The sequence below is a fragment of the Chitinophaga sp. 10T418 genome (assembly GCF_056394125.1).
On record NZ_JBFTHG010000013.1, the window covers coordinates 69,239 to 86,055 of the forward strand.

17 protein-coding genes are annotated in these 16,817 nt (G+C 45.7%); 6 read left to right on the forward strand and 11 right to left on the reverse strand.

Translation table 11 applies throughout. The features are described from left to right. Positions 1–639 (forward strand): leucyl/phenylalanyl-tRNA--protein transferase, encoded by a 639-nt coding sequence (gene aat / locus AC1DCV_RS29395; protein ID WP_477026517.1) that lies wholly within the window; start codon positions 1–3, stop codon positions 637–639. A gap of 52 nt (positions 640–691) precedes the next feature. Further along, a complete protein-coding gene (locus AC1DCV_RS29400) occupies positions 692–1,303 on the forward strand; it encodes a DinB family protein (RefSeq protein ID WP_477026518.1) in 612 nt (203 codons plus the stop codon). Positions 1,304–1,419: 116 nt separating this feature from the next. Here the strand turns inward: AC1DCV_RS29400 and mtaB are convergent, their stop codons facing one another. After that, on the reverse strand, positions 1,420–2,709 hold the full coding sequence (mtaB, locus tag AC1DCV_RS29405; RefSeq protein ID WP_477026519.1) for a tRNA (N(6)-L-threonylcarbamoyladenosine(37)-C(2))-methylthiotransferase MtaB: 1,290 nt from the start codon (positions 2,707–2,709) through the stop codon (positions 1,420–1,422). A gap of 70 nt (positions 2,710–2,779) precedes the next feature. Between mtaB and AC1DCV_RS29410 the strand changes: the two genes are divergently transcribed. The 3 genes from AC1DCV_RS29410 (at position 2,780) to priA (ending at position 6,595) form a co-directional block, all read left to right on the forward strand. Then, complete coding sequence (locus AC1DCV_RS29410; protein ID WP_477026520.1) at positions 2,780–3,223, forward strand: DUF4258 domain-containing protein; 444 nt, start codon at positions 2,780–2,782, stop codon at positions 3,221–3,223. A 166-nt stretch (positions 3,224–3,389) separates the two neighbouring features. Further along, on the forward strand, positions 3,390–4,157 hold the full coding sequence (locus AC1DCV_RS29415; protein ID WP_441577396.1) for a lysophospholipid acyltransferase family protein: 768 nt from the start codon (positions 3,390–3,392) through the stop codon (positions 4,155–4,157). Continuing rightward, positions 4,154–6,595, forward strand: coding sequence for a replication restart helicase PriA (priA, locus tag AC1DCV_RS29420; protein ID WP_477026521.1), 2,442 nt, complete (start codon positions 4,154–4,156; stop codon positions 6,593–6,595). The genes AC1DCV_RS29415 and priA overlap by 4 nt, the downstream gene beginning before the upstream one ends. Positions 6,596–6,599: 4 nt before the next feature. On the opposite strand, the gene AC1DCV_RS29425 is transcribed toward priA, so the two are convergent. Together AC1DCV_RS29425 and AC1DCV_RS29430 are read right to left on the reverse strand one after the other, a co-directional pair. Continuing rightward, positions 6,600–8,570, reverse strand: a complete 1,971-nt coding sequence (locus AC1DCV_RS29425; RefSeq protein ID WP_477026522.1) for a DUF3857 domain-containing protein — start codon at positions 8,568–8,570, stop codon at positions 6,600–6,602. A gap of 33 nt (positions 8,571–8,603) precedes the next feature. Beyond that, complete coding sequence (locus AC1DCV_RS29430; protein WP_477026523.1) at positions 8,604–9,266, reverse strand: oxidoreductase; 663 nt, start codon at positions 9,264–9,266, stop codon at positions 8,604–8,606. A 74-nt stretch (positions 9,267–9,340) separates the two neighbouring features. Here AC1DCV_RS29430 and murB point away from each other — a divergent pair, with 74 nt between their 5' ends. Then, positions 9,341–10,348 carry a UDP-N-acetylmuramate dehydrogenase gene (gene murB, locus AC1DCV_RS29435; RefSeq protein WP_477026524.1) on the forward strand — a complete coding sequence of 336 codons (1,008 nt, stop codon included), beginning with the start codon at positions 9,341–9,343 and terminating at the stop codon, positions 10,346–10,348. A 106-nt stretch (positions 10,349–10,454) separates the two neighbouring features. Here the strand turns inward: murB and AC1DCV_RS29440 are convergent, their stop codons facing one another. The 8 genes from AC1DCV_RS29440 to AC1DCV_RS29475 all read right to left on the reverse strand — a co-directional run bounded on the left by AC1DCV_RS29440 (position 10,455) and on the right by AC1DCV_RS29475 (position 16,762). Then, positions 10,455–11,423 carry a YpdA family putative bacillithiol disulfide reductase gene (locus AC1DCV_RS29440; protein WP_477026525.1) on the reverse strand — a complete coding sequence of 323 codons (969 nt, stop codon included), beginning with the start codon at positions 11,421–11,423 and terminating at the stop codon, positions 10,455–10,457. Positions 11,424–11,435: 12 nt separating this feature from the next. Next, entirely contained in the window at positions 11,436–12,131 is a 696-nt protein-coding gene (locus AC1DCV_RS29445) for a type 1 glutamine amidotransferase (RefSeq protein ID WP_477026526.1), read from the reverse strand. A gap of 40 nt (positions 12,132–12,171) precedes the next feature. Beyond that, positions 12,172–13,053: a class I SAM-dependent methyltransferase gene (locus tag AC1DCV_RS29450; RefSeq protein WP_477026527.1), complete on the reverse strand. Its 882-nt coding sequence runs from the start codon at positions 13,051–13,053 to the stop codon at positions 12,172–12,174. Between the two features lie 125 nt (positions 13,054–13,178). Beyond that, the gene (locus AC1DCV_RS29455; RefSeq protein WP_477026528.1) at positions 13,179–14,135 is read right to left on the reverse strand and encodes a YeiH family protein; all 957 of its coding nucleotides are present in this window, start codon (positions 14,133–14,135) and stop codon (positions 13,179–13,181) included. 93 nt (positions 14,136–14,228) lie between these two features. Beyond that, positions 14,229–15,065, reverse strand: coding sequence for a hypothetical protein (locus AC1DCV_RS29460; RefSeq protein ID WP_477026529.1), 837 nt, complete (start codon positions 15,063–15,065; stop codon positions 14,229–14,231). 76 nt (positions 15,066–15,141) lie between these two features. Then, positions 15,142–15,519 (reverse strand): hypothetical protein, encoded by a 378-nt coding sequence (locus AC1DCV_RS29465; RefSeq protein WP_477026530.1) that lies wholly within the window; start codon positions 15,517–15,519, stop codon positions 15,142–15,144. Between the two features lie 169 nt (positions 15,520–15,688). Beyond that, positions 15,689–16,267 (reverse strand): hypothetical protein, encoded by a 579-nt coding sequence (locus AC1DCV_RS29470; protein ID WP_477026531.1) that lies wholly within the window; start codon positions 16,265–16,267, stop codon positions 15,689–15,691. A gap of 63 nt (positions 16,268–16,330) precedes the next feature. Beyond that, positions 16,331–16,762 (reverse strand): phosphohydrolase, encoded by a 432-nt coding sequence (locus AC1DCV_RS29475; RefSeq protein ID WP_477026532.1) that lies wholly within the window; start codon positions 16,760–16,762, stop codon positions 16,331–16,333. Positions 16,763–16,817 lie beyond the last annotated feature (55 nt).

Below are 16,817 nucleotides of genomic sequence, written 5' to 3' on the forward strand. Positions count from 1 at the left end.
ATGTCCGTTTTTCGCCTTAACAAACAACTGATATTTCCTCCTGTACAGCTCTCTGAGCCAGACGGATTGCTTGCTGTGGGCGGTGATTTATCGGTAGATAGATTGTTGCTGGCCTACCGCTCCGGTATCTTCCCCTGGTATGATGAACCACCCATTCTGTGGTGGAGCCCTGATCCCCGCTTTGTATTATTCCCTGATGAACTGAAAGTATCTGCGAGTATGAAGCAGGTGCTGCGCAAAAAAATATTCCGTATTTCCTTTAATGAAGATTTTGCCGGTGTAATCTCCCGCTGCAGCAGTATTCCGCGCGAAGGTCAAACCGGTACCTGGATCACCCCTGAAATGCAGGCCGCGTATATTCGTTTGCATAAGGCAGGACATGCGATGTCTGTTGAGTGCTGGCAGGATGATCAGTTGGTCGGTGGTCTCTACGGTGTTAAAACAGGTCCCTTCTTCTTTGGAGAATCCATGTTTGCAGATGTCAGCAATGCTTCTAAAGCGGCGTTTATCACCTTTGTGCAAACTTATGCAGCCGAATTAAAAATGATCGATTGCCAGGTCCATACCACTCATCTGGCCTCTTTAGGCGCAGGTTTTATTACCCGGGAAGAATTTCTGGAGATCATTGGTTTTTCGTAACTTGTCAAGCTACTTATTGACTCCAATTTCCTGGCACTAAAATTTATCCACGATGAAAAAACTATGGCTGTTGCTGTCTGTTGCAACGTTCTCCGGCTTTATAGCTCCGGGTCCTGCTGTGAAAACAGTAAAGGACGATAAAACGCTACTTCTTACCCAACTACAAGAAACCAGGGACAATCTCCTGAAAGATGTTCAGGGACTCACAGATGCGCAGCTGGAATACAAAACTGCCCCTGATCGCTGGTCAGTGATTGAATGTGTAGAACACGTCACACTCATTGAAAAAGCGATCATGGAAGGGGAGCAGCACCTGGTGCAACAACCTGCCAATCCTGAAAGAAGAAAAGATATCAAAGCCTCCGATGAGCAGATTATCAAAGGTGTGGAAGACCGCAGCCACAAGGTAAAAGCACCGGAGTTTGGGGTGCCGAAACACGGCTACTCTTCCGACGCGGAAGCCATTAAAAACTTTACTGAATCCAGGAATAAACTCATTGAATACGTTACCAACACCAAAGATGACCTGCGCAATCATGTAATGGATCACCCGGTGTTAGGCCCTATTGATGCGTATCAGCTATTATTACTGGATGCCGCACATACCAACAGGCATACACAACAGTTGGAAGAAGTAAAAGCAGATCCGGGATTCCCGAAATAGCGAGCCAGCTTTTAGCCATTAGCTTTTAGCTTTTAGAAAAAATGCAGCGGAGAACATAGTCTATATGTTTGTCTCCGCTGCATTTTTTCTAAAAGCTAAAAGCTAATGGCTAAAAGCTATCTCAGTTCCCAGTCTATGATTTGATTATGCCATTCCTGACGGAAAGGCGTTGTTACTTTTACGTAATTATCCGTGTAACCTTCCATCATACCGTCTTTTCCCAGTGATTCAAACAATACCTTTCTTGTTTGACCAAGATGTTGTTCATTGAAGAACTGTTGTTTTTTATGACTGAGATTACGCAGCATTTTGTTGCGTTCATTACGTATGTGAACAGGCACTACTGGTTTTATTTCGAGGGCATGCGTATTAGCACGTTCAGAGTAGGTGAATACGTGGAGATAAGATACATCCAGTTCATTCAGGAAGTCGTAAGTTTCCCGGAAGTGTGCATCACTTTCGGAGGGGAATCCTACGATCACGTCTACGCCGATGGCACAGTGTGGCATGAATTGTTTGATCAGTGCTACTTTTTCTGCGTACAATTCACGGCGGTAACGGCGGCGCATCAGGCCGAGTATATCATTGCTGCCGCTCTGCAACGGAATATGAAAATGAGGCATGAACTTACGGCTGTTTGCCACAAATTCGATGATTTCATTGGTCAGCAAATTAGGTTCAATAGAGGAGATGCGGTAGCGGGAAATACCTTCTACCTGATCTAATGCCTGTGCCAGTTCAAAAAACGATTCTTCTCTTTTCTTACCACCTTCAAATCCTTTTCCAAAATCGCCCAGGTTTACACCAGTGAGCACAATTTCTTTTACACCGGTAGCTGCCAGTGTATGGGCATGTTCTACCACATTGGCAACACTATCACTGCGGCTTTTACCTCTGGCCATAGGAATGGTGCAGAAAGCGCAGGTATAGTCACAGCCATCCTGTACTTTCAGGAAAGTACGGGTCCGGTCGTTCAGGGAATAGGAGGCATGAAAACTATTGACATCCTCAATGTCGCAGGAACAGATTTTAGTGCTGTCTCCTTTGGTGAGGGTTTTGAGGTGTTCGGCGATATTGAATTTTTCTGCAGCACCTAATACCAGGTCTACGCCTTCTATGGAGGCAATTTCTTCCGGTTTCAGCTGTGCATAGCAACCGGTAATGACTACCATGCTGCCTGGTGCGCGGCGCTGTATACGGCGTACCAGCATACGGCATTCCTTATCAGCATTGTCTGTTACCGAACAGGTGTTGATAACATATACATCTGCTGTATTATCAAATTCCGTTTTTACAAACCCATCCTGTTCCAGCAACCTGCTCAAAGTGGAGGTTTCTGAAAAATTCAGCTTACAGCCGAGTGTATGAAATGCTACTGTTTTTACCTGTTCCATAAAGGGAGGCAAAGGTAGGAACTTTTTATGTCATAGTTAGGTAAGGAATTTTGACTATTTTGCGCCGCGTTCTGTTGTCATTATGAAGTCTATACAAAAATATCTCCCCGTTTTACTCTTATCGCTATTACTGCTGGCCGGATGGCAGCAGAAATGGTGGAAGAACTCGGTTACACCTCCTGCTCCCGGCAGCAGACCGGTAATTGCCAGGGGACCTGTTAATAATCCACCTATTGCCGGAGAAGCCATTAACCGTCATGCCCACCTGGAATATACAAAGCATGCCATTTGTCGGATGGGTTGCCGTCAGGTGACTAAGACGGAAGTGGAGGAAATTCTCGCATCGGGTGAAATAAACGCCGAGAAATCCAATCCCGGTGACCATCCATGCCCTACTTATGCACTGGAAGGATATTCCAGTGAAGGACAGCACCTGCGGGTTGTCTTTGCCCCCTGCGATACAGGAAACGCTAAAGTAATCACCTGCATAGATCTCGACAAAGACTGGAGCTGCAATTGCGATTGAGCAGAAGGCATAAAGCGGAAAGCAAAAGCTATGAAGGCGAATCCCTGAGGGGTGTTCACTTTACATACTGCTTATCCGCTTTGGTGATCCGCTTTAATAGCTTTTGCTTTCCACTTTATCCTTTCCCTATTTTGTCGTAGTTTTCCGCTATAATTGAGAGGCGTTTATGAATTTTCTATTGAAACCGTTGCGTGTTATTTATGTGATATACGCCGCTGCCACCTTTCTTGGTATTATGTTTTTAATATTGCCGCCTATTTTCCTGGCCTCTTTACTGGGCAGGCAAAAGGGTGGAAACATTATATTTTATTTTCTGCGCTTTTGGGCGCATACCTGGTTTCCATTGGTAGGCATGTGGGTAACCCGTAAATACGAATGTGAACGCGACAATGATCCCTGCATTTATGTGGTGAACCACCGCTCGTACCTGGATGCAGCCATTGCGGTAAAAGTGATGCGTCTGCCTTTCCGCCCTTTAGGTAAAGTGGAAATGTCTAAAATTCCTTTCTTCGGATTTATCTATAAAAATTCTGTAGTACCGGTAGATCGCTCCAATGCGGCTGCGCGGGCCAGAAGTGTACGTGAAATGATGACCGCATTGAAAGCTGGTATTTCTATACTCGTATTTCCGGAAGGAACAACGAATGAAAGCGATCAGCCCCTGCGTCCTTTCCATAACGGTGCTTTCCGTATGGCCATTGAATTACAGATGCCTATTAAACCGGTGCTGTACCTGGATGCAGGCCACCGCCTGCCGCATAAAGGCCCCATGCATATCAGCCCGGGCAAATGCCGCGTAGTATTCCTGCCTGCCATCCCTGTAAAAGGAATGACAATGGAAGATATCAATACCCTCAAACAACAGGTGTTTGATGTAATGGACACCGAATTACGCAAGTATCATAAATATCCAACCCTGCAGCCGATAGGATGAAATACGCAGATGTAATATTGCCGTTGGCTTTACCCAGAAACTATACATACGCTGTTCCTGAAAATATGGAATCCGCCCTCAAAGTCGGTAGCCGTGTAGCAGTACAGTTGGGTAAACAGAAGAAGTATGCAGGGATTGTGAAAACAATACATGAGCAGGCGCCTCCCTATAAAACCAAACCCCTGCTGGATATGCTGGATGCCGATCCGGTCGTATATCCTACACAGTTAGCTTTCTGGACCTGGGTAGCCTCTTATTATATGTGCACAGAAGGAGAGGTGCTGAATGCCGCACTTCCCGCTCACCTCAAGCTTTCCAGCGAAACACTCCTGCTTTTTAACGATGCCTACGGCGATGATTTTACGGCGTTGGATGATGATGAATATCTCATTGCAGAAGCGCTGCACATCCGCAAAGAGCTGCGTATTGAAGAAGTACAGATGATCCTGGATAAATCAGAAGTGTATTCTGTCATCAAAAAACTGATAGAGAAAAAAGTATTGCTGGTTTATGAGGAGTTAAAAGAAGTATATAGAGAGAAGAAAGAAAACTATGTGCAACTGCACGCTGAGTACCAGGAAGAAGAACAACTGGCGGCACTGTTCAATGATATGGGACGCGCACCCAAACAAATGGAACTGCTGCTGGCCTACCTTCATTTACTGAAAACACAAGGCAGTGTATTACAAAACGAATTACTGAAAAAGTCCGGTGCCACTACTGCACAACTGAAAGGACTGGTAGATAAAAATATTCTTTGGGTAGAGAAGCGCACCGTTGATCGTATTCCCACGGGTAAGGTAGATACGCAGATCGATTTTGACCTGAGCCCTGCACAGGAAACGGCTCTCGCCGAAGTACGTACCCATTTTAAAGATAAGCAGGTAACCCTGTTGCATGGCGTAACTTCCAGTGGTAAAACGCAGGTATATGTGAAGATGATGGAAGACTGTCTGGCCAACGGAAAACAGGTGTTGTACCTGCTGCCCGAGATAGGACTGACTGCACAAATCATACGCCGGCTGCAGAAACATTTTGGCAGCAGCATAGGTATCTATCATTCCCGTTTTAACAACAATGAGCGGGTAGAAATATGGAACAAGGTAAAAACAGGGGAGATACAAATTATACTGGGCGCACGTTCCAGCCTGTTGCTGCCGTTTAAAGATCTGGGCCTCATCATACTTGATGAAGAACATGATTCTTCCTACAAACAGCAGGACCCTGCTCCCCGCTATCATGCAAGAGATGCGGCCATCTATTACGCGGCCTTGTTCAAAGCCAAGGTGCTGCTGGGTTCCGCTACGCCTTCCCTGGAATCGTATTATAATGCACAACAGGGAAAATACGGATTGGTAGAACTGAATGAACGTTTCGGTGGAGTAGAGATGCCTGCTATTGAAATAGTAGATATCAAAAAGGAAATGGCGGAAAAGACCATGGACGGCAACTTCACGGAATCGTTGAAGAATGCCATTGGGCAAAGCCTGGCAGATGGTAAACAGGTGATCCTGTTCCAGAACCGCCGTGGATATGCTCCTTTCCTGTTATGTACCACCTGTGGTACTATCCCACATTGTAAACAATGCGATGTATCGCTGACCTATCACCGCAACCAGGATAAGCTTACCTGTCACTATTGTGGTACCCGTTATCCGTATGTGCATACCTGTGTAGCCTGTGGCTCACAAACGCTGGAACCTAAAAGTTTTGGTACGGAAAAAATTGAAGACGACCTCCAGCAGATTTTTCCGGAAGCCCGTATCGCCCGTATGGACGTGGATTCCATCCGGAACAAGGATAGTCATAATAAACTCATTCAACTGCTGGAAGAACGCAGTATTGATATACTGGTAGGTACCCAGATGGTGGTGAAGGGACTTGATTTTGAAAACGTGAACCTGGTAGGTATCCTGAGCGCCGACAACTTACTGGGCTTTCCTGACTTCCGGGTAAATGAAAGGGCGTTTCAGCTGATGGAGCAGGTGAGTGGCCGCGCCGGTCGTAAACATGGTATGGGTAAGGTATTAATACAGGCCAGCAACACGCGGCATCCGGTATTGCACTATGTAATGGCACATGATTATAAAGCCATGTATGCTGCTGAAATTGAAGAAAGACAAGTGTTTAGTTATCCACCGTTTTTCCGGTTACTGAAGTTAACCATCCGTCATAAAAATCAGCAGGTAGCAGAACAGGCTGCATTGATTCTTGCAAGCTGGTTACAACCGCATATTGCTACGCAACTGGTGGGGCCCGCCGCCCCGTTGGTGGCCAGGGTACGCAATAACTATCTGCAGGAGATGCTGATTAAATTGCCCCGTGAAGCCAGAATGATAGCGCATATCAAACAGGTACTGCAGGAGTTTATTATACAATTGAAAATGGAGAAAAAGTTCCGCTCTGTGGTGATTATACCGGATGTGGATGGTGTATAGGAAGCTATTCTTTTACCAGTACCAGGTCCTGTTGTTGCACCTTGCGGATGTTGCTCAGCATTTGCCCGAATATGTTTTTATTTTCCCCGTAAAAGTCCATTTGCCGGTACCACTCTACGATAAAGATATGTAGCACGTTGCCTTCCTGTTCGCAGCGCATTTTATAGCCCAATGCCGGTTGTGATCCTTTATCGCTGATATCTGCCGAAAAATCACCTTTATTAGCTACTTTATATCCCGCCGGAATGGGTATGTTGATCCTTTTTTCCTGGTAATAAGGAAAGGACATCTGTATGGGTAACGTACCTGTTGGCAATGGTATATCTGCAGACAAGGTGCCCCCCAGCAGTTGACCAATATGGATATTTATTTCTGTATTTTTATTTTCCACGAGAGATGGTGTATTCAGTGTGCTGTTCAGCAACACCGGTTTATCCAGCGTGCGGTTATTGAATACCTCGTTTTCTGTTGCTACTGCAGTTGGTTTTCTCACGCCTGGTTCAAAAGGTAAGAGGGCATTGTATATTTTGAACTTTCCTTCCGTGGTTTTGCCGGTGATACCAAAGGCAGATTTAATATTCGCTCCCGGATAGCCGCCAAAAGATTGCTTCACCTCCCAGGCTGGATCTGTGATTGATTTGAGGGTGGCATCTATGGAAATATTACTAACGGTATAAGGTGTTACCGGGGTAGTGATGAAGTCCGTCAGTACTTTGCTTTCCTGACCTATGAGGGTATCGCGGCAGCGCAGGGCAGGTATGCCAGCCCATAATGCCGGATAGCAGGGAAAGCGTGTATCCATCTCCGTTGGCGCCAGCGCCTGCTGTGCCGTAGGGAAATACAGTAATATATTTTTGGCCAGTTGTCTGTTGACCAGCTGACTGTCCAGCAACAGGCTATCACGGGAAGAAGTGAACAGCACTTGTGTGGGGATATTCAGCATGTAATAGACGGCATTCAACAGGCGGGCCATGCCTATCTTTTCTGCGCGCCTGGTACGGACAATGGAAATAAGATCCATTGTTTCGCCGGTTTCAGATGGTGGGGTGAGTTCAAAATTTGTTTTTACAAATTGTTCTACCAGGTAGATCATCTGTGTGGCAGGCATCCGTTGTTTCGTGAACGGCCATTTCTGCAGTTCTTTTTCCAGTTGTCTGTATTCCGCTTTGGATACGGCTACCAGGGGAACATAACCTTCTTCGCCGAATTGTTGCCAGCGGATGCGGGTAGTATCTTTTCCTTCTATCGCCTCATGTAGCGCAAAGTCAATACGCATGAGCTGTGGAAGGTAATAATACAGGTCGCTGTTTTTAAGCTCCGGTACATTTTGCATATTCAGCTGATAATAGCGGGTATTACCGGCTATACTGTCGCTGAGGGGAGGTACGCCGGAACTGGTTTTAAACCGGAATTCCAGCTCTTTAGGAGCCACCAGGGTAAAGCTTACATGGTTGCTGGGAATTGGTGATTGCAGATATTCCGAGCTTGCATAATCGTATGCTACTTTCAGGCTCAGTTCATATTCCAGTTCTGCGCCTGGCTGTAGTACGAGGTTGTTGACTACAAGGGCCTTGCGGTTATCATTCAGTACAATCATCCTGATCTTATCATTGAGATCGGTGGCATCTCCGTTGGGAGCGAGCATCCGCAGGCGCATCCCGCGCAGCGCTTCGTTGATCTCTATCGTCATGATCAGTTGGGTCAAACTGTCGGCAGCGGCTTGTGTATTGACTTTTACGTTTTTATAAATCGTTTTGTAGTGCGACCAGTTGTTGGCTTTATCCTGCTTGCTCACATTGAAATCTCTTACCAGACGGTAATCGAGAATCGTATAAGGATGATCTGTGGAAGTGACCGTATGCAGCTGCGGCTTTTCTTTCCATATTTCAGGGAAATAACTGTTTACCTGTGCCCGTATAGAACAGGGAAGCATTGCAATACCTGCAACAGCCAGAAGAAGGACCCATTTTTTCATACGCGCTAAAGATAAGACTGAATTTTCGGATTATCATGAAGCGCCCATGCTTTGAATGGCGTCAGATTCAAAGATACTGACACCGGTATCAGCGTGCTTTGTAGCGGCTATCATGGCATTGGCAACGGTTGCTGCTTTAATACCCCGGTATTTTTTCCATCTCCCCTGTAATAAAAAATAAAAGAGCTGGATAAGATATTTTCCTATCCATTCGCCTAACCTGAATTCTTTCCGGGAGCCAATCAATATGGAAGGCCTGAAAATATATACGCCCCGGAAGCCAAGGGATTGAACGGCTTCTTCTGTTTCGCCTTTGGTACGTAAATAAAAGTTGCGGGCGTGCGGATCGGCGCCAATGGACGACATGAGCGCAAATTGCGATACGCCTTGTTCATGCGCTATCCGGGCACATTTTACAGGAATGCCATAGTCTACTTCCCTGAATTTCTCCTGGCTGCCGGCTTTTTTAATGGTAGTGCCGATACAGCAAAAAAGAACATCGCCCTGTAGTGCAGATGCCAGTTTTTCTGTATCATCGAAATCTACGATAACACTTTCCAACCGGGGCCTGGCGTGCGCCCATGGCTGCCGGATCAGTATTTTCACTTTGCTGAAGGCAGGATCCTGCAGCAGCGCTGCCACAAGATGTGTTCCTGTTAGTCCTGTTGCGCCTATGACAATCGCAGTCTTATTCATGAAAATGGATTATGAGATGTAGAAATTTCTAAGTGATTTGCGGTTATCTTTGCTGACCATAAATTTAGGTTATTATGCAGGTATCAGAAAATGTTCTGCTCAAATCATATAATACTTTTGGCATCGACGCTGTTGCGCGTTATTTCGCGTCTTTTTCGACTGTAGAAGAACTGCTGGAAGTTACCGAACAACAACAGTTGCCTCAAATGATCCTGGGTGGCGGGAGTAATATCCTGTTTACACAGGACTTTAACGGCTGGCTGCTGAAAAATGAAATAAAAGGAATTTCCGTAGTGAAAGAAGATAACGACTACGTATATGTGAAAGCAGGAGCAGGGGAAAACTGGCATCAGTTTGTACAGCATTGTATCGGACTGAATCTGGCTGGCCTGGAAAATCTGTCGCTGATACCCGGCAATGTAGGAGCCAGTCCCATGCAGAACATTGGCGCCTATGGTGTGGAAATAAAAGACGTGTTTCATGAGCTGGAAGCTTTACACCTGAAAGACAGGAGCATCGTTACCTTCAATAATGCAGATTGCCATTTCGGTTACCGGGAAAGTGTTTTCAAAAAGGAATACCGGCAGCAGTTTGCCATCTTATCCGTTACTTATCGTTTAAGTAAACAGCCGCATTTCAATACCAGCTACGGTGCTATCAATGAAGAACTACAACGGATGAATGTATCCGATCTTTCTATACAGGCTATCAGCCAGGCGGTGATTAATATCCGGTCTTCCAAATTACCCGATCCTGCAAAGATTGGTAATGCCGGCAGCTTCTTTAAAAACCCTACTATCAGCAAAGAACAGTATACCGCGTTGCATGCTGCCTTCCCACAACTGGTGGCGTATCCTGTAGCTGATGAACAGTTCAAACTGGCGGCAGGCTGGCTGATAGAGCAATGTGGCTGGAAAGGTTATCGTAAGGGCGATGCCGGTGTACACGCAAAACAGGCCCTGGTACTGGTGAATTACGGCCATGCCAAAGGCAACGAAATATATGATTTATCTCAGCAGGTACTGGATAGTGTGGAAGAGAAATTCGGGGTGTTGCTGGAGAGAGAAGTGAATATATGCTGAAAGCTTAAAGCAAAAAGCTATTGAGGCGATTGATTAAAGTGAATAGTAAAATAATTACTCGCTTTAATCAATCGCCTCAATAGCTTGTTGCTTTCCGCTTTATGCCTTATGCATTCCCCTTAATGTGCGCGATAATTTTTCCTGCATGCTCTCTTGAATTTTCAATGAACCACACATGTGTGTTCATACCACCACAAACCACACCAGCAAGGTAAATGCGGGGCATATTTGTTTCCATGGTGATAGGATTGTATGCCGGCATTTTTATGTTGTCGTCAGATAAAGCAATACCTGCTTTTTGGAGCAAGTGGAAGTTCGGCTGATAGCCGGTCATTGCAATCACAAAATCATTCGGAATGGTAATTGTGCCATCGGGAGTTACAATATCAACTTCGCGTTCCCGGATAGCCTGTAAGGAGGAATAAAAATATGCTTTGATAGATCCTTCTTTAATACGGTTTTCAATATCCGGTTTTACCCAGTATTTTACCCGGGAACCGATGCCGGACTGCTTTATCACCATGGTTACACGGGCGCCTTTGCGATACGTTTCCAGTGCGGCATCCACAGCAGAATTAGCCGCACCTATCACCACCACATCCTGTGTGGCATAAAAGTGAGGGTCTTTGTAGTAATGGGTGACTTTAGGTAAATTTTCACCGGGGATCTGCATCAGATTGGGGATATCATAAAAGCCGGTAGCGATCACTACGTGCCGGGCATGATAAGTAGCTTTGCTGGTGGTAATCGTATATTCGCCGGCGTTAGGTGTTACCTGTTCCACTTCTTCAAACAACCTTATATTCAGGTGATGAGAAGTAGCTACTCTACGATAGTATTCCAGTGCTTCCGGCCTGGTAGGCTTGGGATTGATGGATACAAAAGGTACATTCCCGATTTCCAGTCTTTCTGAAGTAGAAAAGAAAGTCATGTACAAAGGGTAATTATAGAGAGAATTTGTTACACAGCCTTTTTCTATGATAATATAGTTAAGTCCGGCTCTCTTGGCTTCCAGTGCGCAGGCGAGACCAATGGGGCCTCCACCTATAATCAGCACATCAAACGCAGCATTCATACAATCAGTTTTTTATAGCGCCGCCATATAATCCAGCAGGCGATACATGATATCATTATTTTGTGTCAGCAGGTTTTCGTGCTGATGTATTTTTTCTTCACTTTGAATAAAGGAACCACCGGCAGCGATAGTAGCAGCACCAAAAGTCAGCATCTCCTGCAAACTTTCCCGGGTGAGTTCCATATGAAATTGTAAGCCTATTACACGGTCACCGTAAATGAATGCCTGGTGGCTGCAGGCTGCGGAGGCAGCAAAGCGGGTAGCGCCGGCAGGAACATCGAAGGTATCACCATGGAAATGAAAAGTATTGAAATGGGCTGGCAGTACAGCCTGTAGTGGTGCGGCCTTATCCTGGAAGCTGAGATCCAGCGGATACCAGCCGATTTCAGTTTGCGTATGTGGATATACGTTAGCTCCAAGTGCAGTAGCTACCAATTGTGCCCCCAGGCATATACCGAGTACTTTTTTATTTTGCTGAATAGCCTCCAGGATGAGGGCTATTTCGCTGGACATCCAGGCATACTGATCCTGTTCATATACACCCATAGGACCTCCCATGATAATGAGCCATTCAGCGTTGGCCAGTGCAGTGGCGTCTGTATTTTCGTACCAGGGGGTATGAGTGATGGTATGGTTTCTTTTAGCCGCCCAGTCAGCAATGCAGCTTAATCCTTCAAAAGGCACATGTTGAAAGTAGTGAATATGCATATGCGGATTGGTAAAAAATGATTTACCGAAGATACGCCTGCTATTTCACTTCTACTCTTATTACCCTGAAATATTCGTAGCCTTTCATTTGCTTACTCTTCTCTCCGAAGTATTGTGCGCGGTAGTCTGTAGCGCCACCATCATAACGGACTTTCATATCGTGCGCATCAAGATAGGCATGGAGTTCAGCCGGACACATACCGAAATCCCAGTCTTCACCGGCACGACGGAGTAACCGGTTTACCTTTTCAAAACCATGAAATGCTTTCGGATTTTCCAGCACTGCTTTTTCTACATAGGTAAAGATGGCTTGTGTGCCGGGGCTGAATTTTCTGATATGATGGAAGATCGCTTCTCCTTGTTTGGCTTCCATAGTGGAGGTGAGCCCTTCCCAGAGAAATAATGTTTTATAATGCTGGCGATAGAATAGTTGAGGAATGACTTCTGAAATCTGTTGGGTGTTCATATTCAGTTGCACGTAATCTACCGGTACATTGGGTAATCCTTTCAATGAGGCCAGCATGGTACGTTTGCGATGTTGAAGATCGGGATGGTCCATTTCAACATAATGCAGTGGTAAGCCTACCTTTAAGCGATGTGCTCTGGTATCATATGTGGCATGCAGAATAATGACCTGGTTCACACCTTCATTTCTGACCGCATCCAGGATCATGTCGTCAATTAATTTTGTTCTGGCTACTGCGGCGGTGAAAGTACCTGGCCAGCGAAATTGTATACCTGCGGTGATGATATTGCGGAACAGCGAAATACTGCAACAGGCCAGTAAAAGCTGGTAGAATTTTGACAGAAATACAGCGGCGAACGGATCATGAAGCAATCGTTCTTTTTCCGGTTTGGTACTCTCAATGGCACGGAATGCAGCCATATAGGTGCCCGATTTGGTGGCGGGAGACCGGCTCATGAATTACGTGTAGTCATATTTGTTATTGGATCTGGTTACCTGGTTATTTCGGTTGCGTCTCTTGAACTATAATCAAATATATGTAAAAATGAGAATTAGATTATCATGGGATTTTCCCCGGTAGGTTACACCAGGGAGCAAATGGCTATCAGCGTGGCAGTGCTGATAAATACCCATAATAACACCCCTTGCAGTAAAGGCTTACGCCCAATACCCCGTAATGATTCTCTGCTGAGATTGGTACCTATCAGGAACAGGGTGAGTGATAAACCTGTTTTGGCGCTTTGCACCATAAATGGCCCTGTTTGTTGTACGAATGGCACCCAGGTATTGAGTAGCATAGCGATTACAAAAATGGCAATGAACCAGGGGATTTTTATTTTGCCGCCAGCTGTTTTGAAAAGCAGGGTGGTGATAAATGCTACAGGAATAATCCAGAGGGCGCGTGATAGTTTTACGGTGGTGGCTATTTGCAGGGCTTCTTCACCGTATTTGTTGGCAGCGCCTATAACGGAGCTGGTATCGTGAATAGCGATGGCGCACCACAATCCAAATTGTTGCTGGGACAAATTCAGCAGGTGACCTACTGCCGGGAATATAAATAGTGCCAGGGCATTGAGTAAAAAGATGATGCCCAGTGCAACGGAGATTTGTTTTTCTCCGGCTTTCATCACCGGTGCGATAGCCGCGATGGCGCTACCGCCGCAGATGGCGGTACCACAGGAAATCAGGTGGGCTGTTTTTTTATCAACGCCCAGCAGTTTCCCTAAAATAGCCCCGGTGATCAGTGTGGCAGCAATGGCGGTGGTGGTAAACACCAAACCTTCTCTGCCTGCTTTCAATGCGCTGTGTACGTTCATGCCAAATCCCATTCCGATAATGGAGAGCTGCAGCAGCCAGTGGGTGATGCGTGGGGTGGCCACCGGGAATGGATTACCGGTAGTTTGTGCCAGGGCTAAGCCCAGGAGCAGTGCTACCGGCGGTTGTACGATTGGCAGCAACGTAATGGCTGCTGCGGTGAGGAATATTATTTTGGCCGTGTTGTCGGCTAACCAGGCGCCTGCGATCTTCTGTTGTTGCATACACGAACATTTGTAATGAAACACAAAGGTCCGCATCTGCAGTACCGAAGTCAAATGGTGATAAGTGATAGCTGATAACTAAAAGTTATGAGCTTAATCGACAGAGAGAATGAACTTGTTAAACTTTCCTGCGAAATCTTCCTTCAGCATTTTATCAATGCCATTGAGATAGTTTACGGTAAAGCCGCGTTGCAGGCGGCGGGCGGTACTGCCATCCAGTTGCAGTGGGCGGGAGTGTAGTACGCCTATAAGTTGTTTGCCCTGGAAAACAAGGGCCAGGCGATACAATGGGCTGGGGTCATCTATGCCGCTTTCATAGTTGAAATACAGTGTATAAGGTTTAAGTGCTGTTTCTTCTTCCAGTTTAAAATTGCGGATGAAAGGCTGCATATCATCTGTACTGCGGCCGGCATGTTGTTTCAGGTAGCTGGTGAGCGCGGTTTCTATAATAGAGCCATTCCGGATATTTTTCTTTTCCGTGTAGCCATTAATGGTAGCCCACATTTTTTCGCCATTGGTAGATACGGGTAATTTCATATCCCGCTGTAATACGCCGGCGGTCACGCCGTTTACTTTTATTTTGCGGCCTTTTGTGAACAGTGGTTTGCTGAATTCTTCCTTTGTAATATCAAAATCCACACTTACGGGGTACCAGTCTTTTTTTACAGGGGCACAGCGCAGGGGGATATAGTCCAGTAGCGATACCATTGGTTCGCCATCGGGATTATTGTATATCGTGGCGCCTCCGCTGATTCTTTCGCTGATGATAGGTGCAACGGCACCTGCTATTTTGGGGGTGTTACTTTTCTTGGTGCTGTTCCTGGTAGTGGTGGTTTCTTCTTCGTTATCGTATTTGCTTTTGTTTTTCAGATCACACGATACTAGTAATACTGCCAATGCGAGGCAGGACAAGTGTTTGTTGAGATGCATATGGTAAAATTACTGTTTAATGGGGATGGAAGGGACTCCGGCTTCCATCTGTGCTGCATCCGCACAAAGATTGGGCCTAGAATTCGGCGTATATAACGGTATCGGCTATTTGAAGGCGATGAATTTGTTTCATACTGGAAAACGGGTCCAGGGGAGACCAGTCGGATGAGGTGTAGAGTTGTATTTTTTTACCACGTAATTGTTGTTCCAGTGCATTTAAGGTGATGCCCGTATTGGATTTACGGGAGATGTAGTAAATTTTTGGATCATTTTTCAAGTGAACCATGATACCGGGAGGACCATTTTTCACTTCCTGTACAATACCACTGGTGGGTACACAATTCTTTTTATTTGCCTTATGGGCAGAGGGAATACCGGAAATGAGCAATACCAGTATTAAAGCGGCTACCAGCAACAATGCTGCGATACCTTTTTTGTTGGCTTGTTTATTCATGATCCGTTGGCGTAAGTCAGGTTAGGTACAGTTATTTCAATTTACGAAATATAAAAATAAAAATGGAAGTGGCAAAAGTAAATTATGGCTGGTGATGACTGCATTGCTTTCGCAGTAGCGCTTAAAAAAAAAAGGGTGTCTGTTGAGAGACACCCTGCTATATAAGATCTTACTTTTCTTTTTTTCCGTTGGCGTCGGCTTCTTCTTCCCAATCATCATTGTCGTCCCAGTCATCCTCCTCATCGTCCCAGTCTTCTTCCTCTTCTTCAATCAGAAGGCTTTGTTCTGAGCCAGGTTCTATGTCGTTATCACGCCAGTAGGCTACAATTTCATCTGCTTTCTTTTGCACGGGGGCAAAGTCGGTGATGTTGCTGCCTTCAAATGCTATTTCCACATCGGGCATTCCTTTGATTGTATTGAAACAATCCTGCAGGAGGGAGATGTTCACCGGTGCATTGCGTAGTGCGCTGTATGACAGCCGGATGGCATCGAATGGGCCGCTGTTGTGAAATACTTCTTCCCCGTTGAGCATGGGAAAAAGCCATACCAGCACGTCGTCACCGGTATCTTCGCTATTGAGGATACCGAAAAAATCATCGAGTTGTTCAAAACCCAACGGTGCCAGTTGTGCAAAAAATTTGTTCCTGGGCGGAAATTTAGGATGCTCTTCTCCTGTAATTAAGAATAATTCACCGAATCTTGGCTTCTCTTTGGCAAACCTAAAGTCAATGAGGATATCGTTTTCCATTGATGGCTATTCTGTTTTCTACTGTAATTTAATAGTTTAATCGGAAGGTGTTGAAAAAAAATTCTACTGGATAACGGCTGCCGCAATTCTCCGGTAGGCATGAAGGTATTTGTTGAGGCGGGCAATATCGTGCTCTTTTACGTTTGTCATACGCCTGATATCCATATTATCTGTCAGGTCATTGAGTTTGACCATACAGGCGAGGCGGTTCTGGAGGGTCCGGTCTACAAAATGGTCATAGTCTTCGTCTTCTTCCAGTTTGGTCACGCAATAAAGGGCTGCCAGCAGGTGTGTGGGCAGTCCTTCCTGCTCCAATGCTTCAAAGGTCCAGTCGGTGTCTTCCACTACATCATGTAATACACCTACTATTTTCTCGTCCTCGGTGCGGCCCAGTTGCATTACCCGGAATACATGCCCTATATAAGGCTGTCCGTATTTGTCTACCTGGTCTTTATGGGCCTCCGTGGCTATTTCTATTGCTCTGGTCAGATTCATATTAAAAAATTCAGGGATTTTCTCCTGCCTGGTTTTAGCCGGTAGCAGTAGAAAA

Excerpts from the sequence above, each read along its gene's own strand:
- AC1DCV_RS29415 (WP_441577396.1), top strand. The coding sequence starts at position 3,390 with ATGAATTTTCTATTGAAACCGTTGCGTGTTATTTATGTGATATACGCC.
- AC1DCV_RS29400 (WP_477026518.1), top strand. The coding sequence starts at position 692 with ATGAAAAAACTATGGCTGTTGCTGTCTGTTGCAACGTTCTCCGGCTTT.
- AC1DCV_RS29475 (WP_477026532.1), bottom strand. The coding sequence starts at position 16,762 with ATGAATCTGACCAGAGCAATAGAAATAGCCACGGAGGCCCATAAAGAC.
- aat (WP_477026517.1), top strand. The coding sequence starts at position 1 with ATGTCCGTTTTTCGCCTTAACAAACAACTGATATTTCCTCCTGTACAG.
- AC1DCV_RS29460 (WP_477026529.1), bottom strand. The coding sequence starts at position 15,065 with ATGCATCTCAACAAACACTTGTCCTGCCTCGCATTGGCAGTATTACTA.
- AC1DCV_RS29430 (WP_477026523.1), bottom strand. The coding sequence starts at position 9,266 with ATGAATAAGACTGCGATTGTCATAGGCGCAACAGGACTAACAGGAACA.
- AC1DCV_RS29470 (WP_477026531.1), bottom strand. The coding sequence starts at position 16,267 with ATGGAAAACGATATCCTCATTGACTTTAGGTTTGCCAAAGAGAAGCCA.
- AC1DCV_RS29425 (WP_477026522.1), bottom strand. The coding sequence starts at position 8,570 with ATGAAAAAATGGGTCCTTCTTCTGGCTGTTGCAGGTATTGCAATGCTT.
- AC1DCV_RS29450 (WP_477026527.1), bottom strand. The coding sequence starts at position 13,053 with ATGAGCCGGTCTCCCGCCACCAAATCGGGCACCTATATGGCTGCATTC.
- AC1DCV_RS29455 (WP_477026528.1), bottom strand. The coding sequence starts at position 14,135 with ATGCAACAACAGAAGATCGCAGGCGCCTGGTTAGCCGACAACACGGCC.
- priA (WP_477026521.1), top strand. The coding sequence starts at position 4,154 with ATGAAATACGCAGATGTAATATTGCCGTTGGCTTTACCCAGAAACTAT.
- AC1DCV_RS29445 (WP_477026526.1), bottom strand. The coding sequence starts at position 12,131 with ATGCATATTCACTACTTTCAACATGTGCCTTTTGAAGGATTAAGCTGC.
- murB (WP_477026524.1), top strand. The coding sequence starts at position 9,341 with ATGCAGGTATCAGAAAATGTTCTGCTCAAATCATATAATACTTTTGGC.
- AC1DCV_RS29440 (WP_477026525.1), bottom strand. The coding sequence starts at position 11,423 with ATGAATGCTGCGTTTGATGTGCTGATTATAGGTGGAGGCCCCATTGGT.
- AC1DCV_RS29465 (WP_477026530.1), bottom strand. The coding sequence starts at position 15,519 with ATGAATAAACAAGCCAACAAAAAAGGTATCGCAGCATTGTTGCTGGTA.
- AC1DCV_RS29410 (WP_477026520.1), top strand. The coding sequence starts at position 2,780 with ATGAAGTCTATACAAAAATATCTCCCCGTTTTACTCTTATCGCTATTA.